This window comes from Botrimarina mediterranea, from assembly GCF_007753265.1.
GTDB lineage: Bacteria > Planctomycetota > Planctomycetia > Pirellulales > Lacipirellulaceae > Botrimarina > Botrimarina mediterranea.
On the sequence record NZ_CP036349.1, the window covers coordinates 1,973,366 to 1,988,439 of the forward strand.

Annotated in this window: 12 protein-coding genes; 5 read left to right on the top strand and 7 right to left on the bottom strand. The window is 66.6% G+C overall.

The window, feature by feature from the left end:
* Positions 1–23: 23 nt before the first annotated feature.
* From Spa11_RS07865 to Spa11_RS07880, 4 genes are all read right to left on the bottom strand, one after another.
* On the bottom strand, positions 24–1,088 hold the full coding sequence (locus tag Spa11_RS07865) for an alkaline phosphatase family protein (RefSeq protein ID WP_145110411.1): 1,065 nt from the start codon (positions 1,086–1,088) through the stop codon (positions 24–26).
* 145 nt (positions 1,089–1,233) lie between these two features.
* Positions 1,234–2,067: a WecB/TagA/CpsF family glycosyltransferase gene (locus tag Spa11_RS07870; RefSeq protein WP_145110414.1), complete on the bottom strand. Its 834-nt coding sequence runs from the start codon at positions 2,065–2,067 to the stop codon at positions 1,234–1,236.
* A 52-nt stretch (positions 2,068–2,119) separates the two neighbouring features.
* The gene (locus Spa11_RS07875; RefSeq protein ID WP_145110417.1) at positions 2,120–3,532 is read right to left on the bottom strand and encodes an O-antigen ligase family protein; all 1,413 of its coding nucleotides are present in this window, start codon (positions 3,530–3,532) and stop codon (positions 2,120–2,122) included.
* Positions 3,533–3,665: 133 nt separating this feature from the next.
* Positions 3,666–5,186, bottom strand: a complete 1,521-nt coding sequence (locus Spa11_RS07880) for a GumC domain-containing protein (RefSeq protein WP_145110421.1) — start codon at positions 5,184–5,186, stop codon at positions 3,666–3,668.
* Between the two features lie 316 nt (positions 5,187–5,502).
* Between Spa11_RS07880 and Spa11_RS07885 the strand changes: the two genes are divergently transcribed.
* From Spa11_RS07885 to Spa11_RS07895, 3 genes are read left to right on the top strand one after another with little or no spacing between them, the layout of a single operon-like run.
* Positions 5,503–6,417: a polysaccharide deacetylase family protein gene (locus tag Spa11_RS07885; RefSeq protein ID WP_145110424.1), complete on the top strand. Its 915-nt coding sequence runs from the start codon at positions 5,503–5,505 to the stop codon at positions 6,415–6,417.
* Positions 6,410–7,942 carry a lipopolysaccharide biosynthesis protein gene (locus tag Spa11_RS07890; protein WP_145110427.1) on the top strand — a complete coding sequence of 511 codons (1,533 nt, stop codon included), beginning with the start codon at positions 6,410–6,412 and terminating at the stop codon, positions 7,940–7,942. The genes Spa11_RS07885 and Spa11_RS07890 overlap by 8 nt, the downstream gene beginning before the upstream one ends.
* A 50-nt stretch (positions 7,943–7,992) precedes the next feature.
* Complete coding sequence (locus Spa11_RS07895; RefSeq protein ID WP_145110430.1) at positions 7,993–9,201, top strand: glycosyltransferase; 1,209 nt, start codon at positions 7,993–7,995, stop codon at positions 9,199–9,201.
* Between the two features lie 306 nt (positions 9,202–9,507).
* Here Spa11_RS07895 and nhaD read toward each other — a convergent pair whose 3' ends face one another.
* The gene (gene nhaD, locus Spa11_RS07900; RefSeq protein WP_145110433.1) at positions 9,508–10,827 is read right to left on the bottom strand and encodes a sodium:proton antiporter NhaD; all 1,320 of its coding nucleotides are present in this window, start codon (positions 10,825–10,827) and stop codon (positions 9,508–9,510) included.
* Positions 10,828–11,116: 289 nt separating this feature from the next.
* Between nhaD and Spa11_RS07905 the strand changes: the two genes are divergently transcribed.
* A complete protein-coding gene (locus tag Spa11_RS07905; RefSeq protein ID WP_145110436.1) occupies positions 11,117–11,743 on the top strand; it encodes a lysophospholipid acyltransferase family protein in 627 nt (208 codons plus the stop codon).
* 89 nt (positions 11,744–11,832) lie between these two features.
* Positions 11,833–12,780 carry a phosphatidate cytidylyltransferase gene (locus Spa11_RS07910; protein WP_145110439.1) on the top strand — a complete coding sequence of 316 codons (948 nt, stop codon included), beginning with the start codon at positions 11,833–11,835 and terminating at the stop codon, positions 12,778–12,780.
* A gap of 118 nt (positions 12,781–12,898) precedes the next feature.
* Here Spa11_RS07910 and Spa11_RS07915 read toward each other — a convergent pair whose 3' ends face one another.
* Together Spa11_RS07915 and Spa11_RS07920 are read right to left on the bottom strand one after the other, a co-directional pair.
* Positions 12,899–13,894, bottom strand: coding sequence for a hypothetical protein (locus Spa11_RS07915; protein ID WP_145110442.1), 996 nt, complete (start codon positions 13,892–13,894; stop codon positions 12,899–12,901).
* 218 nt (positions 13,895–14,112) lie between these two features.
* Positions 14,113–15,057 carry an NAD(P)-dependent oxidoreductase gene (locus tag Spa11_RS07920; protein ID WP_145110445.1) on the bottom strand — a complete coding sequence of 315 codons (945 nt, stop codon included), beginning with the start codon at positions 15,055–15,057 and terminating at the stop codon, positions 14,113–14,115.
* Positions 15,058–15,074 lie beyond the last annotated feature (17 nt).

A 15,074-nucleotide genomic window follows, 5' to 3' on the forward strand; every position in this document is an offset into this window, starting at 1 on the left:
TCAGTCGGCAATAGCCGCGGAGTTTAGGAGTCGCCGCCCGGCGGGGCCACGCCGGATTCGGCGGGATTTTTCTGCAACGCTAGCAACTCGGCGACGACCTCTTCTTGCAGCGACGCCACGTCGTTCTGCTCCCAACGATCGTCGGGTTTGACATAGAGTTCAGCGGCTTCGGCGTTGTCAGCTGGCGCCCTCAGCATCCACTCGCCAGCAAGCACAGCGCGCGAACCTGGCGAGTCTAGGATAACCACGCCGCTCGCCGGCTTAGCCCGTGCTAGCAGGGCGCCAACAGCCGCGTCGAGCGTCGTCGCCTTCGCCGAGCGAGCGAAGCGGGAGTTGAGGTCGGGCTCACGCACCAGGAGCGGCACGTGCTGCTGCTCGCTGTAGAGCCGCGTATCGACGCCGCCGATGCGGCCGTGCTCGCCGAGCGGAAAACCACGCAGACCGAAGACAATGAGCCGATAGTCTTCGCCTTCGTAGAGGCCTTCGATCAGCTCGAGGCATCCACCAACGCTTGGGTCGAGAGTCATCACTTCCGCGGCGTAGCGACACGAAGCGGAGAAACGCTCGTCGTCGTCATCGGAATGCAAGTCGGGCCGTGTGACCGAGGGAACGACCTGCGGATCATCGTCATCGATCAGAGGCGCCATGAGTTCCGCAGGCGCCTCCCAGGGGCCGTAAAGCCCACGTGCATGCAGCCAGATGAGACGCGCGCCGGCTTCCTTGGCGTCGAAGATCGGCTCGATCATCGCCGCCCAACTCGCCGCCGTTTGGGTGTCTTCGATCCTTGCCGCTACTTCACCAAAGTTGATCGGGTCGATCTCGACCACCTTTCCGAAACGCTGGCTGATCGGCGCCGTCGTTGATGCGTCGTTCGTGACGAGCACCGAACCCTCCGCCGTCACCTGCCGCGCCAACGCGGCGTAGAAATCGGCGGGGTCGGGCGTCCGCGCGTACACCCACTCGTAAGTGCACGCCTCGGCGGCGAGAGCGTCGAACGCCGGCGTCTCGTAGGCAGTTTGGCCGTACGCGCCGAGAGCCGACGCGCGGAGGCCGTCGATGGCGACGACGATAGTGGGGATCGCTTCCATGCGGGGGAGTCTAGCCGATCGGGGCGCAAGCGATCAGGCCGTGGGACGTTGATCCTGGCGCACTCCGGGAGCTGACGCTTCCCGGCTCGCAGGCAGCTCAAACGATTTCGCCACACGGTACTCGCTTCATGCGAGCCGGGAAGCGTCAGCTCCCGGAGCGACCCACCGAATAGCTCCGCCGGTACTCACCCCACACCAGACGGGGAAACTCCCAAGCATCACGGGCGTAACGGCCGGCGAGGCGGCGCGGTTCGCTGGCGAGGCGGTGGGCCCATTCGAGACCGCAGCGTTGCATCCACCGCGGCGAGCGGCGTTTCTCGCCGGCAAGAAAATCGATCGTCGCGCCGACGCACAACGCCACTTTCGCTTCAATTCGCTGATGGAAGCGGCTGACCCACAGCTCTTGCTTCGGCGCGCCGAGCCCCACGAGCAATACGTCGGGCTTGGCTTCGGCGATCAGGGCGAGGATTCGTTCGCACTCGGCGTTGTCCTTCTCGAAGCCGAGCGGCGGACAGTACGTGCCAACGGGATCGACGCCCGGCCACTGCTGGCCGATGCGGAACGCCGCGCGGTCGGCGACGCCGGGGCCGGCGCCGAGCAGGAAGACGCGCACGCGACGCTCGCCTTCGTGCGAGGCGGCGTCGGCGGCGGCGATCAGGCCCGGCGCGAGGTCGCTGCCGGCGACGCGCTCGGGAAGCTTCTTGCCGAACAGCCCCGATACCGCCACCAGCGGCGCGCCGTCGGCGACGACCATCGCGGCGTCACGGTACGCGTCGCGCAGCGCGGCGTCGTGCTGGTACATGACGGCGTGGTCGAGGTTCGGAGTTACGATGTAACGGCACGGACCGTCGAACGAATCATCGAGCGCCCAGTCGAGTACGCGCTGGGTCGCTTGATAAAGGTTCAGTCGATCGATCGTCATACCGAACAGCTTGACCCTATCCTTCGCGCCGTCATCGCTAGTTGCTTCGGAGATCATGGAGTTCACTGTTGAGAGAGAACTGAGCGGAGAGGAGGAGTGTGCCGCCGTGTTAGGCGACGGCTTGTTGGGGCGGGGCGTCGGCGACAGACGGGAAGGGGAGGGCGTCGTCGGATTCAATCGCCGAGCGGTCGGCGTTGAGCCAACACCCCGTAGCGGCGCCGGCGACGGTGAAGAGCAGCCATTGCTCGCTGTGGATCAGCGACAAGTCGTGGAACAATGCGGACGGCAGGTAATTCACCACCGCGCCGAGGCACAACAGGCCGAGACGGTTGCAGTCGGACGACAGCGTCATGTCGTGCGCGAGGCGCCAACCGACCCAAGCCATGCCGGCGAGCACCGCCAGGAAGGCGAAGAGGCCGAGCATGCCGGTCTCGACCAAGAGGCCGAGCAGCGTGTTGTGGTGGTGCAGCGGGCGGATCGATTCGAGCTCGAAAGACTGCCGGCGGTCGGTGAGGTACGGCAGCTTCTTGTCGTAGAAACGGCCGAAGCCCACCCCCCACAGCGGCGTGTCCTTAAACATCTGCGCAGAGACGTACGCGAACGCCTCACGCTGCTGGACCGAGTGGGCCGAGACAGCGCCGGAGTCTTCGCGTTTCAATTCGACGATGGCGTCTTTGCCGACGACGAGTAACAACACGCCGAGGACGCTCGCCGTGACGAACGCCGGCTTCCGCCACACCCGTGGCAGTTGCAAGCACGTCACCACGAGCACCGCGCCCATCAGCCCAAGCCACGTCGAGCGTGTGAACGTGAGTACGACTCCCAACGCCATCAACCCACAGGCTCCGAACCAGAAGAGCTGCATCGGGCGGCTGGCGCGAGGGATGAGCAGCCACGCCGCGGTGCAGCAGACGACGAGATGGACGCCGAGGCTCACCGAGTTGAGCGCCGGGCCGCGGGCGCGGCCGAAGTGGAGGCCGAGTTCGGGGTTGGCGATATACTTCGGGAAGACGAGTGACCAGACGCCGGCGGTTTCGAGCAACGCCGTGACGCCGAGATAAACGCCCAGGCACGCCAAAAGCGTCATCAGCCACCGCGCGGCGGGGCCGTCGATCACCGAGGTCCGCAGCACCGCGTACAGCGCCGCCGGCGCCCAGAAGCTAACGACTAAGCGGAAGAGTGGTGACGTGGGCAGCTCGACGCTATCACCGGGTTTGTTGAGCAGGCAGCTGATCGTCAGGTAGCCGCACAACAGGGCGATCGACCAGTCGAGGCCGATCGGCACGGGACGGGGCGCCTGGCCGACCCAGAGCCGCCACGCCGCCAGACCAACGACGGCGACGAGCGCCAGACGCTCGAGCGTCAGCGGGATCGGTCCGGCGTCGGCGTGCCAGAAGTCGTAGCCGAGCACGTAACCCACGAGGACAACGCCCACGACCTGAGTGACGACCGATAGCTTCGGCGCCCGCGCTGCCAACAGCAGAGCGACCGCCAGGCCGGCGAGTAGCGCAGGGACGAGCATCGAACGAGTAGTGAGACGAGTAGTCGCCCGACGATCGCCGAGCGTTTTTCAAACCTAAGTCGGGCGCCCTCCCTCGGCCTCAATCGCGGGCGGAAGCCGCGGCGAAACGGGGACCACCTCTGCCGATGTTGCTTCAAGCGCCGAGGCTGCGGACCTGCGGGGTCACGATGGTCGAGACGGTCGTGAGGGGAAGCGCTTCGCGACGCGTCCGCGGATCGGGGGCCGGGGCGGCGGCGGGGGTGACACGGCCGTTGGTCGTGGACGTGGGGTTCGGTCTCGCGGCAGCCGCGGGGGATGTCGCCGCCGTGCGGTTGACGGTGGCCGGCGCTGGCTCGGGGCGCGGGGCGTAGAGGACGAAGACCAGCGTGGCGCCGAGCAGCAGCCCCGCTAAGCCGCCGGCGGCTGTTACCGTGGTGCGGCCGGCGCCGACGGGGTGAGCGCCCGTATCGACGCTATCGATCGGCGCGAGCAGACTCGACGAGTTGGCGCCGGCGAGGGCGGCTTTGGCGTCGGCGAGTTGCTTGAGCGACTTCTCGAGCACCGCGGTTTGGCCCTCGACGGTGGCGACGAGCTCGGCGTACTGCGAGCGTTGCGACGCCAGGCTTGCCGAACGGGCGCGGAGCGTTTCGATCTGCGAGGCGAGCTCCGCCTCGCGGCGCTCGGCGACTTCGAGCTCGAGTTCAACGCCGGCGATCGCCGTGGGCAGTTCAAGGACGAGCTCGCGCTGCACGGCCTCTTGGGCGTGACGGGCCGAGACCACCAGCGGGTGGTCCATCGTCCGCGTGCCGGCGGTGCGGGCGACGGCGAGCTGGGCGTCCACCAGGCCGTTCTTCAGCCGCCGCAGCGCGGGTTGGCTGTTGAGTAACGCGTCGGGCGTGGCGAGCAACCGTTTCGGGTCGTTCTTGGCCTCTTGTAGTTCGGCGAGCAACGCTTCGTTCTGCGAGCGGCGCTCGGCGTACCGGCGGCGGTCGGCGTCGATCGCCAGGACCTTCTGGCTGAGTTCGCTCTGCCCACCGCCGGGACTGGTGAGGTGACGCAATTCGATGAGGTCGGCGCCGATGCCCCCCTCGTACGCCGCCAGCCTTTCGGCCTGGAGGTGCAGCTGCTGGCGGGCGATGTCGACCGAGCGTTCGACTTCGGCGACCATGCTGCCGGCGCGTTCGTCACGCAGTTCGTTGAGTCGCAGATCGAGTTGCCGCGTCAGCGCCTTCACCAGGGCGATGGCGAGGTCGCGGTTGGGGTTGAGCACGCCGATATAGAAGACCTCGGTCTTGCCGAACTCGGCGCCGCCGGGGGGCGTGAGGCGCAGCTTGTCGCGGAAGTCGGCGATGTCTTGGCGCGAGGGCTCTTGGCCGAGCACCTCGGTCAGCACCGCCGTAACGACGCTCTGGCTGCGGGCCAGCTCGAGCAGCGTCTCTTGGACGGTCTTCATCTCCGACAAGTCGGTGAACTTGCCGAGGCGTTGCTCGGTGTAGCCGGCGGCGTCGCTGCGGATGACGAGGCCTTGAACGGCCTTCCAATCGCGCGGCAGGACGAACGTGCTCAGCGCGGCGAGCACGGCGCCCGCGATCGCCGGGGCGACGAGCAGCGTGCGGTGCGTTTGGAACAACTGCACCAGTCGGGCGGGCGTCAGGGTTGCGTTGTCGGTAGGCATGGGCGTCTAGCAAGTGGGGCGCACGGGAGATCGCGCGGACCTATTGAGCAACCTTAGTGCCGGACGGCGCGCCCGCTGCGGGGAAACGCCGAGAACCCCGGGTTCTGGCGTCGTCTGGCCGGGTAACGAGGGCTCGACGGGATGTAGCGCGGCGTAGGCGCGCGTTGCCAAAACGCAACACAAGGGGTGGCGGGGCAACGCCTTGGACTTTCCACGGGGCTCGCTTGCTAATCGCGCCCCGCAAGGCAGAGTTGCGGACGCTCGCCCCGGTTGCCGGGCGACCGGAAAACCTGCGCCGAAGCGAGGAGCCCCCCCGATGCCTATGAACATGCTTCGCCGCTCGCTGCTGAGTCTCTACCAGGGCGCCACCGCGTCGCTGCGGATGCGCTCGGTTCGGCAGTTGGCAGAAGCAGGACGGGCGCCGGTGGGCGTGTTGTTCTACCACCGTATCGCGGACACTTACCCCAACGAGTGGACGCTGCCGGTTGCGGAGTTCCGTCGGCAGTTGAACTGGCTCGCGAAGCGGTTCGATTTCGTGTCGCTCAGCGAGGCGCAGCGCCGCCTCGCCGACGGCAAGAGCCGCCGCCCCGCCGTGGCGATCACGTTCGACGACGGTTACGGCGAGAACTGCGAAGCCGCGATCCCGCTGCTCTTGAAGCGCCGGATACCGTTCACCTACTTCGTCTCGACGCGGATCATCCGCGACCAAACAGCGTTCCCGCACGACCTCGAAGCGGGCCAGCGTTTGCGGCCGAACACGATCACCGAGCTCCGCGCGATGGCCGACGCCGGCGTTGATGTTGGCGCGCATACGCGGACTCACGCCGACCTCGGCAAGTGCACCGATCCCGAATGGCTTCGCGACGAGATCGTCGGATCGATCGAAGACATCGAGCAGTGGACCGGCCGCCGGCCGCAATCGTTCGCGTTCCCCTATGGCCAGACCGACAACCTCACTCCCGAAGCGATGCGGGTCGCCCGTGAGGCGGGCGTCCGTGTCGTCTGCTCGGCTTACGGCGCCTACAATCTGCCGGAGCAAGTCTCGAAGGAGTGGGGACCGTTCCATCTGCGACGCATCCATGCCGATGCCGAATGGGTGCGGTTCGCGAACTGGATGACGTTCGACCCGCGGAAGCTGCTGGCTATCGATCCGATCAACGACGACGCCTACCTCTCGAGCGACAACGCCGATCAGGAAGCGACGCTGCCGATGGAGGCCTGTCGTGGCTGAGTCGGTCGTCAAAGAGCGGCAGCGGCGACAACGCATCGGGCTCAGCCCCGAGACGCTCTTGTCGAGCATCGTCCTGGTGCTTGTCGTTAACCTGGTGCAGCGCAGCGTTGGCTTTGGCCGGGCCGTGCTGTTCTGTCGCTGGATGGACCCGGAAGAGCTGGGCCACTGGGAGATGGCGTACAGCTTCCTGCTGCTCGCGGCGCCGCTGGCGGTGCTCGGGCTGCCGGGGTCGTTTGGTCGTTATCTCGAACGCTACCGCCAACGCGGGCAGCTGTGGCTGTTCCTGCGCAGAACGACATTCTGGACGTTCACACTCGCCGGCGCGACGATCGCCGTCATGGCGTGGCGTCGCGCCGACATGGCGCAGCTGGTCTTTGGCGGCGCCGACCGCGCTGGCTTGATGCTCGGCGTGCTCTGCTGCTTGGCGACGGTGATCTTGCACCACTTCCTCGAAGCGGTGTTCGCGGGGCTGCGGATGTTCCGCGTAGTCTCGGCGATGCACTTCACGCAGAGCATGTCGTTCGCCCTCGTCTCGCTATCGCTATTAGCGTTCTGGCGCGACGTGACGGCGAGCGTCGTGCTCGGCTACGGCATTGCCTGCCTGCTGTCGATCGTCGGCGTGCTGACGTGGGCGGCGCTGCGCGTGGACCGTTCGGACGACGCCGGCGACCCTGTCGCCCATAGCGAGTTCTGGCCGCCGCTGATGCGGTTCGCGGTGTGGGTGTGGGTCACCAACCTGCTGACGAACGTCTACGGCGTGATCGACCGCTACATGATCATCCACTTCGCCGGCTTCGACACCGACGAGGCCCTCGCCCAAGTCGGCAACTACCACACCAGCAACATCGTGCCGGTGCTGCTGATCTCGTTCGCGAACCTCTTGGTGGGGGCGATGACGCCGCACCTGAGCCACGACTGGGAGGCCGGCCGCCGCGACGCGGTGTCGGGCCGACTGAATCTGATCCTCAAGTTAGCGACCATGACGATGCTCGCCGCCGGCGTCGTACTGCTGACGGTCTGCCCGGTGCTGTTCCGTTTGGCGTTCGGCGACAAGTACGATACGGGCCTCGCCGTGCTGCCGTGGACGATGGCCAACTGCGTGTGGTTCTCGTTGCTACTAGTCGCGCAGCAGTACGTGTGGTGTGCGGAGAAGTCGCACCGCGCGACGCCGCCGCTTGTCGCCGGCCTCGTGGTCAACGTGATCCTCAACCTGATCCTGCTGCCGCCCCTGGGGCTGCTCGGCGCCGTCATCGCCACCGCAGCCGCGACGCTGCTGACTCTGCTCGGCCAGCTCTACGTCAATCACCGCACGGGGATGCAACTGCACCGTGGCACTATCCTGGCGATGTTAACCCCCGCATTGCTGATCCTCGGACCAGTTCCTGCCGCCATCGGCGCCCTAGCGATCCTCGTGCTCGCGATCGCCCGCGGCTGGCTCTTAACGCCGCACGAACGCCAACAAATCACCGCGACAGCGCTAGAACGCCTGAGCCGCTTCACCACAAGACTTGGGACGAGCCCCTAATCGGCCGCCCACGGATTCTCCCGTTTCCGCCTTCCGCCTTCCCCTTTCGCATGCTCCGCGTCGCCTCCCCGCTGCCCGTCCTCTTCGTCCAGACCAGCATGCCGGTCGGGGGCGCCGAGACGCTGCTGGTGAATCTGGTGCGGCGGATGGACCGCGAAGCGTTCGCGCCGGAGCTGGTCTGCCTCAAGCAGCGCGGACCGCTTGGCGACCGGCTCGCCGAAGAGGGGGTGCCGGTTCATTACAACCTGCTGTCCGGCAAGTTCGACCTGCGGGTCTTGCCGCGGCTGACGGCGCTGATGCGTCACCGCAGCATTGGCGCGGTCGTCACCGTCGGCGCGGGCGACAAGATGTTCTGGGGACGGCTTGCCGCGCGGGCGGCCGGCGTGCCGGTCGTCGCCGCGGCGCTGCACAGCACGGGCTGGCCCGATGGCGTTGGTCGCCTCAACCGGATGCTCACCTCGATCACCGACGCCTTCATCGCCGTCGCCGAGCCGCACGGCCGGTTCCTGGTGGACTTTGAGAAGTTCCCCGCGTCGAAGGTCCGCGTCATCCCCAACGGCGTCGATACCGAGCGCTTCACCCCCACGCCGCACGCCATGGCGATCCGCGACGAACTGGGCGTAGGACCAACCACACCGCTGGTGGGAATCCTTGCGGCGCTGCGCCCGGAGAAGAACCACGACCTGTTCCTCGCCGCCGCGAGCCGCGTCCTCCACGCCGTGCCCGAGGCGAAGTTCATCGTCATTGGCGACGGCCCCGAGCGGCGCCATATCGAAGAGACGGCGACGATGCTCGGTCTCTACGACCCGCTCGACCCCGAAGCGTCGCCGCTGCGGATGCTCGGCAATCGCGACGACGTGCCGGCCGTGTTGGCGGCGCTCGACGTGCTGACGCTCACGTCGCACAACGAGGCGAACCCGGTCTCAATTCTCGAAGCGATGAGTTGCGGCCTGCCGGTGGTGGCGACCAACGTCGGCTCGGTTGGCGAGTCGGTTATCGAAGGCCAGACGGGCTACCTCGTCCCGGCCGGCGACAAGCGGCTGCTGGCTGACCGTGTTATTGAGTTGCTCAACGAGCCGCTGCTCGCGCAAGAGCTGGGCGAAGCGGGCCGCGTACGTGTGGTCGAACGCTCGTCGCTCGACGTTATGGTCGGCGGTTACGAGCGATTGATCGCCGAGCTGTACCGCCAGAAGACGGGGCGCGAGGTGCAAGTCACGGAACGAACGGCGCCGGCCGAGAAGGTCGCGCTCGCCGTGTGAGGGCCTTCGGCGCCGCTTGCGAATCGAGCCGCGGAGGACATCTCGCCACGGTCGCGCGACCCGTCCATTTCCGGTGAAACAGCGCGGCCAAAAGCAAGCGTAAAGCCCCGAAACCTTGGGGGAAATAGTGTGCTCTGTGAGGCTCATAGAGGCCCCTAGGCGGCTCTGCAGCGTTGACCCGACGGAGATCCAAAGGGGAGGCTGGGAGCCGCTAAATGGGCCCGCTAGGGCCCTTAGGATCGATGCCTGGGGGTCCCTTCCCGAGGGCCGTCCGAGAGGTTGCGGGAACCGGCGCGTTTCGGCTCGCTACGGAGCGGCGACGCCCCAGAAGCCGTGCATGATTACGTAAACCGAGATGCCGCTGAGGTAGCTCACCAGAGCAAGGGCGGAGACGTTCCGCAGGTACCAGAGGAACGGGATCTTCTCGAGGCCCATCACAGCGACGCCCGCCGCGGAGCCGACGATCAGGATGCTGCCGCCGGTGCCGGCACAGTAAGCGAGGTACTCCCAGAAGAGCCCGTCCTGGGCGAAGAAGCCGGCCTCGTCGATTGGGTACATGCCCATCGCGGCGGCCACCAGCGGCACGTTGTCGACGATCGACGAGAGGGCCCCGATCAGACCGCCGATGATGAGGACGCCCGTCTCGGTCTCGGTGCCGACCGACTGGTCGAGCAGGGTCGCCAGGTCGCTTAGCTGGCCGCCCGTCTGTAGCGCGGCGACCGCCAACAGAATGCCGAGGAAGAACAGCACGCTCGGCACGTCCACCCGACGGAGCACATGGGCGATGGCGAGGTTCTTACGGAGATCGCTGGTCTTGCGGCGGTGGAGCGTATCGACCAACAGCCAAAGCACGCCGAGGCTGAGCATCATGCCCATGAATGGCGGCAAGTGCGTGATGGTCTTGAAGACCGGCACGAATAGCAGGCCACCGACGCCGGCGATGAGCACCATCAGGGTGTCGGTCTTCGAGAGGGGGGGCGTGTGTTCGGTGTTGTCGGCGCGTTTTGGCCGTTGGAGCTCGCCTTTCATGACCATCGACAGTCCCACGAGCGGCACGACGAGCGACACCACCGAGGGGAAGAAGACCTTCGAGATGATCGCGCCGGTGGTGATCTGATTGCCGATCCAGAGCATCGTCGTGGTGACGTCGCCGATCGGTGACCAGGCGCCGCCGGCGTTGGCGGCGATGATCACGACGCCCGCGAATAGCCACCGCTGCTCTTTATCGGCGATGAGCTTCCGTAGCAACGAGATCATGACGATCGAGGTCGTCATGTTGTCGAGCACCGCCGAGAGAAAGAACGACAACCAAGCGACGATCCACAGCAGCGTGCGGAGGCTCTTGGTCTGGATGCGGTCGGTGATCGCGTTGAAGCCGCCGTGGACGTCGACGACCTCGACGATCGTCATCGCCCCCAGCAGGAAGAACAGGATGGAGGAGATCTCCGAGAAGTTCTCTAGCAGGGCGTGGTGGCCGTCCTCGGGCGTGACGCCGCTGAACATGTACAGCGTCCAGCAGAGGACGCCCGTCACTAGGGCCGCGGCCGCCTTGTCGATGCCGAGCTGGTGCTCGAAGACAATGGCGAAGTATCCCAGGATGAAGATTGCCGCAACGAGGAAGTACATAGTTTCAGCGGGGAGGGGCCGGTCTCAGTCAGTTGCCAAGGAGTCGATTTAGGCAACGATTAACCCCTGCCCGGATTGGCGCGTCAATGGGTTGCGCTCGCGTCGTCGTCGAACGCCCTAAGAACGGCCGCAGAATTGCGGTCGAAATGTTTCGGGAAGGCCGTTTTTGCCCCCTGCCGCGGTTTCCCGACCCCTACGGGGCGACCCCGGCCGCTCGAAGTCCCCCTGTCTGCGCGTCATACTAGCGGGTCTGGCCCCACCGGGGCCGCCGCCCGCCGATCCGCCGCCGATGTCCCTCGCCCTCACGCTCACCGACTGGTTCCTCACGGGCCTCGCGCGCTTGCTCAGCGGGCCGCAGGTGCGTTGGATCGACTGCCAGCCGGACACGTGCCAACGCGTCTACTTCGCCAATCACACCAGCCACGTGGACATGGTGCTGGTGCGGACGGCGTTGCCGCCGGAGTGCCGGGCCGTCACCAAGCCCGTCGCCGCACACGACTACTGGAGCCAGGGCTGGCTCAGGCCGCATTTGGCGAAGGCGTTCAACGCGATGCTGATCGACCGCAAGAGCGTTAAAGTCCACCAGAGCCCGATCGACCTGATGCTCAAGGAGATGGGCGACAAGTACTCGGTCGTGATCTTCCCCGAAGGGGGCCGCTCCGACGGCCAGCGCGTCGGCGAGTTCAAGAGCGGGCTCTACTACCTGGGCAAGAAACGGCCCGACATCGAGTTGGTCCCGGTCCACCTCCACAACATGCACCGCGTCTTGCCGCGCGACGAGTACCTGCCGATCCCGCTGTTGGCGACGGTGACCTTCGGCCCGCCGATCTGGCTCGAACAAGACGAATCCAAAACCGACTTCCTGGCCCGAGCAAGACAAGCCGTCTTGCGACTCGCGCCGGGGGATGACGAATGAGATTGGAGGGGTGAGGGACCAGGGGCCAGAGGACAGGGCCACTAACGCAATCCCTGACCCCTCGCCCCTAACCCCTATCCCCTCCCCCGATGCCTCACCTCACCAACTGGGCGTTCGCCGCGGTCGTCGTCGTCCTGTTGGGGATGGCGACCTTCGTGGGTTGGGGCCTCGGGCGCCAACCGCAGTGGGGGCTCAACCCCGCGGCCATCGAAGCCTTCAACCGCCGCGTGCGCAGCTGGTGGGTGATCTGTACCCTGCTGGCGATCGCGCTGTTGAGCCCGACCATCACCGTCGTGTTGTTCGGGCTGATCAGCTTCGCCAGCCTGCGCGAGTTCATCACGCTGACCCCTACCCGGCACTCGGACCACCGTGCGTTGTTTTGGGTCTTCTTCTTCTTCCTGCCGCTGCAGTACGTGCTGGTCGCCTACAACGCGTATGACGCGTTCGCGGTGATGATTCCGGTTTTTGCGTTGGTGTTCATCCCAACGCGGATCGCGATTGCCGGCGACCCGAAGCGATTCCTCGAACGAGTCGCCAAGATCCAGGTCGGCCTGTTGATCTGCGTCTACAACCTGAGCTATGCGCCGGCGCTGTTGTTCCTCGAAGCCGAGGGATTGACGTACAGCAAGAACGCCCGGCTGCTATTCCTACTCGTGCTGCTGTCGCTGCTCTCCGAGGCGGTGCAGTTCGCCTGGAGCCGGCTCTACGGCCGGCACGTGATCGCACCGGCGATCAACCAGAGCCGCACCTGGGAGGGTTTCCTAGGGTCGTCGGCGACGATCGCCTTGGTGGGGGCGGCGCTGCACTCGGTGGGCGCCACGCCCTTCGAGACACTGTGGCAAGCCGCGGTGGCGTCGCTCTTGGTGGCGGTGATGGGCTTCGCCGGCGCCATGACCCTGTCGGCCGTCAAACGCGACCGCCGCGTCCAGGACTACGGCGCCCTCACCGAGGGCCAACCCGGCGTGCTCGACCGAGCCGACGCGCTCTGCTTCGCGGCCCCGGTCTTCTATCACGTCACCAAGTGGTTCCTCTCGTGACGACAGGGGTCGGGAGTCTGGAGATTGGTCGTCGCAGAGGACCTTCGTCGGGGGCGGTAGCCCACGGTGCGCCACTAACAACCCACCATCCCACGACGCCCCTTTACTCGACCGGTCTTCACTCCGCCGGCTTACGCATCACCGTCGAGCTCCCATAAACACTCGCCGTCCGCGCGGGCTTCACCCCTTCGAGCTGCTGGGCGTAAATCGACGAACGGCTGGGCAATTGTTGTTCGGACAAGTCACGGGTCCGCGTCACCGGTTCGCTAGCCGACGCCAGCGTGACGGGCGGCTGTGTGTCGATACCCGGATTGCTCAGCACGGGCCGGCCCGCCTTCACCCAGCCGAGCCAGTCGTTCTGCAGGGCGTAGAGGTTCTCGTGGCCGTAGTGCTGCTGCACGGCGCGGCGCCAGTTGTCGTCGCTCATGCCGTCGGTGAGGAAAGCCATGAACGCCTGCTTGCCGTGCTTCTCGATCAGGTACTGCGTCAGCGAGTGCCCCTGGGCGTACAGCGGCAGGATGTCTTGGGGGTACTCCTTCATCGCGAACATTGCGCTGAAGGGGATCCCTTGCCGGTTGTGCAAGAAGTCGATCAGCATGCTCTCTTGTTTGGCGATCTCGCTGCGGTGCTCGACCGTCGTGCAAGCGCCCTCGTCCGCCCACCGCGGCAACGGCTTGCGGAAGTGGCTCGCGAACACCGTGTGCGTGACCTCGTGCGGCAAGACCGAGTCGAGCACGCGTTCACGGCTCCCTTGGACCTCCATCTCCCAGCTGTGGACCTCACCGCGGTCGAAGACGAACGTCGTCGCCCCGCCGGCGCCGAGCCGCGGCGAGACCTGCGCCTTGATCGGGCAGGGCTGCGACCAGTTGGGCATCGGCTTGCCGACCCATTCGATCGCTAGGCTTTCGCGGCACGCCTCGGCCGTCTCGCCGATCTCGCGGGCCAGCTGCGCCGTCGGCGCCTGGACGATGAAGTTCTTCGTGCGGTAGCCGGCCGCGCGTTGGAACGAGACGTTCTGCATCGGCGGCGCCGCGTTGGCGGCAGCGACGATCGTGGTTGCGACAAGCAGAGCCACAGCCGTGGCGCCGCGGCGCCGTGTCACAAGAGCTTCCATGCTCAAGAACCCTCAGATGGGTCGGGTGGGATTATTGCGGGGCAACCACGTCCTGCGGTCGCTTCCGCCAGTGCGGGTACGTCGAACCTAACACGATCGGTTCGCGCCGACCCAGAGGAATGTCGCCAGAATCAGGAAAAATCCGGCCGGCCGCGGAGTGCTGGCGCCCCGCTCCCCTGGGGGAGGGCTCGCTGGTTTGATCGCCTGCGATCCAGCCTTCACTCGCTGTACTGAAAGCCGCCCAGCCGTTCGTACACCGTCGCCAGGGCCTGCGTCCCCTCACGCCCCGCACCCGCCGCGGCGGCGGATTGGTAGAGCGTCTCGACGAGCTTGGTCATCGGCAGCGGCAAGTCGTGCGTCCCCGCGGCGCCGGCCACCAGCCGCAGGTCCTTGAGCAACAGGTCGATCATAAAGCCGGGGGCGTGATCACCGCTGGCGATCTTCGGGCCCAAGTTCGCCAGTTGCCACGATCCTCCGGCGCCCGCCGAAACGACCTCAACAACCTGCTGCAAGTCGAGCCCGCTCGCCTTCGCGAGCGCCAGTGCCTCGCACACGCCCGACAGCACGCCGATGACCGCCACTTGGTTGCACGCCTTGCACGCCTGACCGCTGCCGGCGGGGCCGAGGTGCGTGATCCGTTTGCCGACGTGCTCGAGCAGCGGCCGCACCGCGTCGAACGCCGCCCGATCGCCGCCGCACATGATCGACAGCGTCCCTTCGCACGCGCCCACGTCGCCCCCCGAGACCGGCGCGTCGATCAGCGTGGCGCCATGCTCGGCCAGCCGTTCGGCGAACCCCTTGGTCGCGACCGGGCAGATCGTCGAATGATCGACAACCACAAGGCCCTTCACCAGCGAAGCGTCGGCCGCCGTGACGCCGGTCTCGCCGAACAGAACCGCCTCGACGTCGGGCGTGTCGGGCACGTTGACGAACACCACCCGGCAACCGGCAGCGATCGCCTCGGCGGCCGAATCGACGACTTTCGCGCCGTCACCAACGAGGGCTTCGGCTTTCGCTCGGGTGCGGTTCGCGGCGTAGACGCTCACCCCCGCCTTGAGCAGGTTCCGCGCCATCCCGGCGCCCATGATGCCAACGCCGATGTACGCGACAGGGCCAATGGACGCGTCTGGGCCGAGGTTCGCGATAGGGGAGGGGGGCGGCATGGATTCAGGTTCTCGTC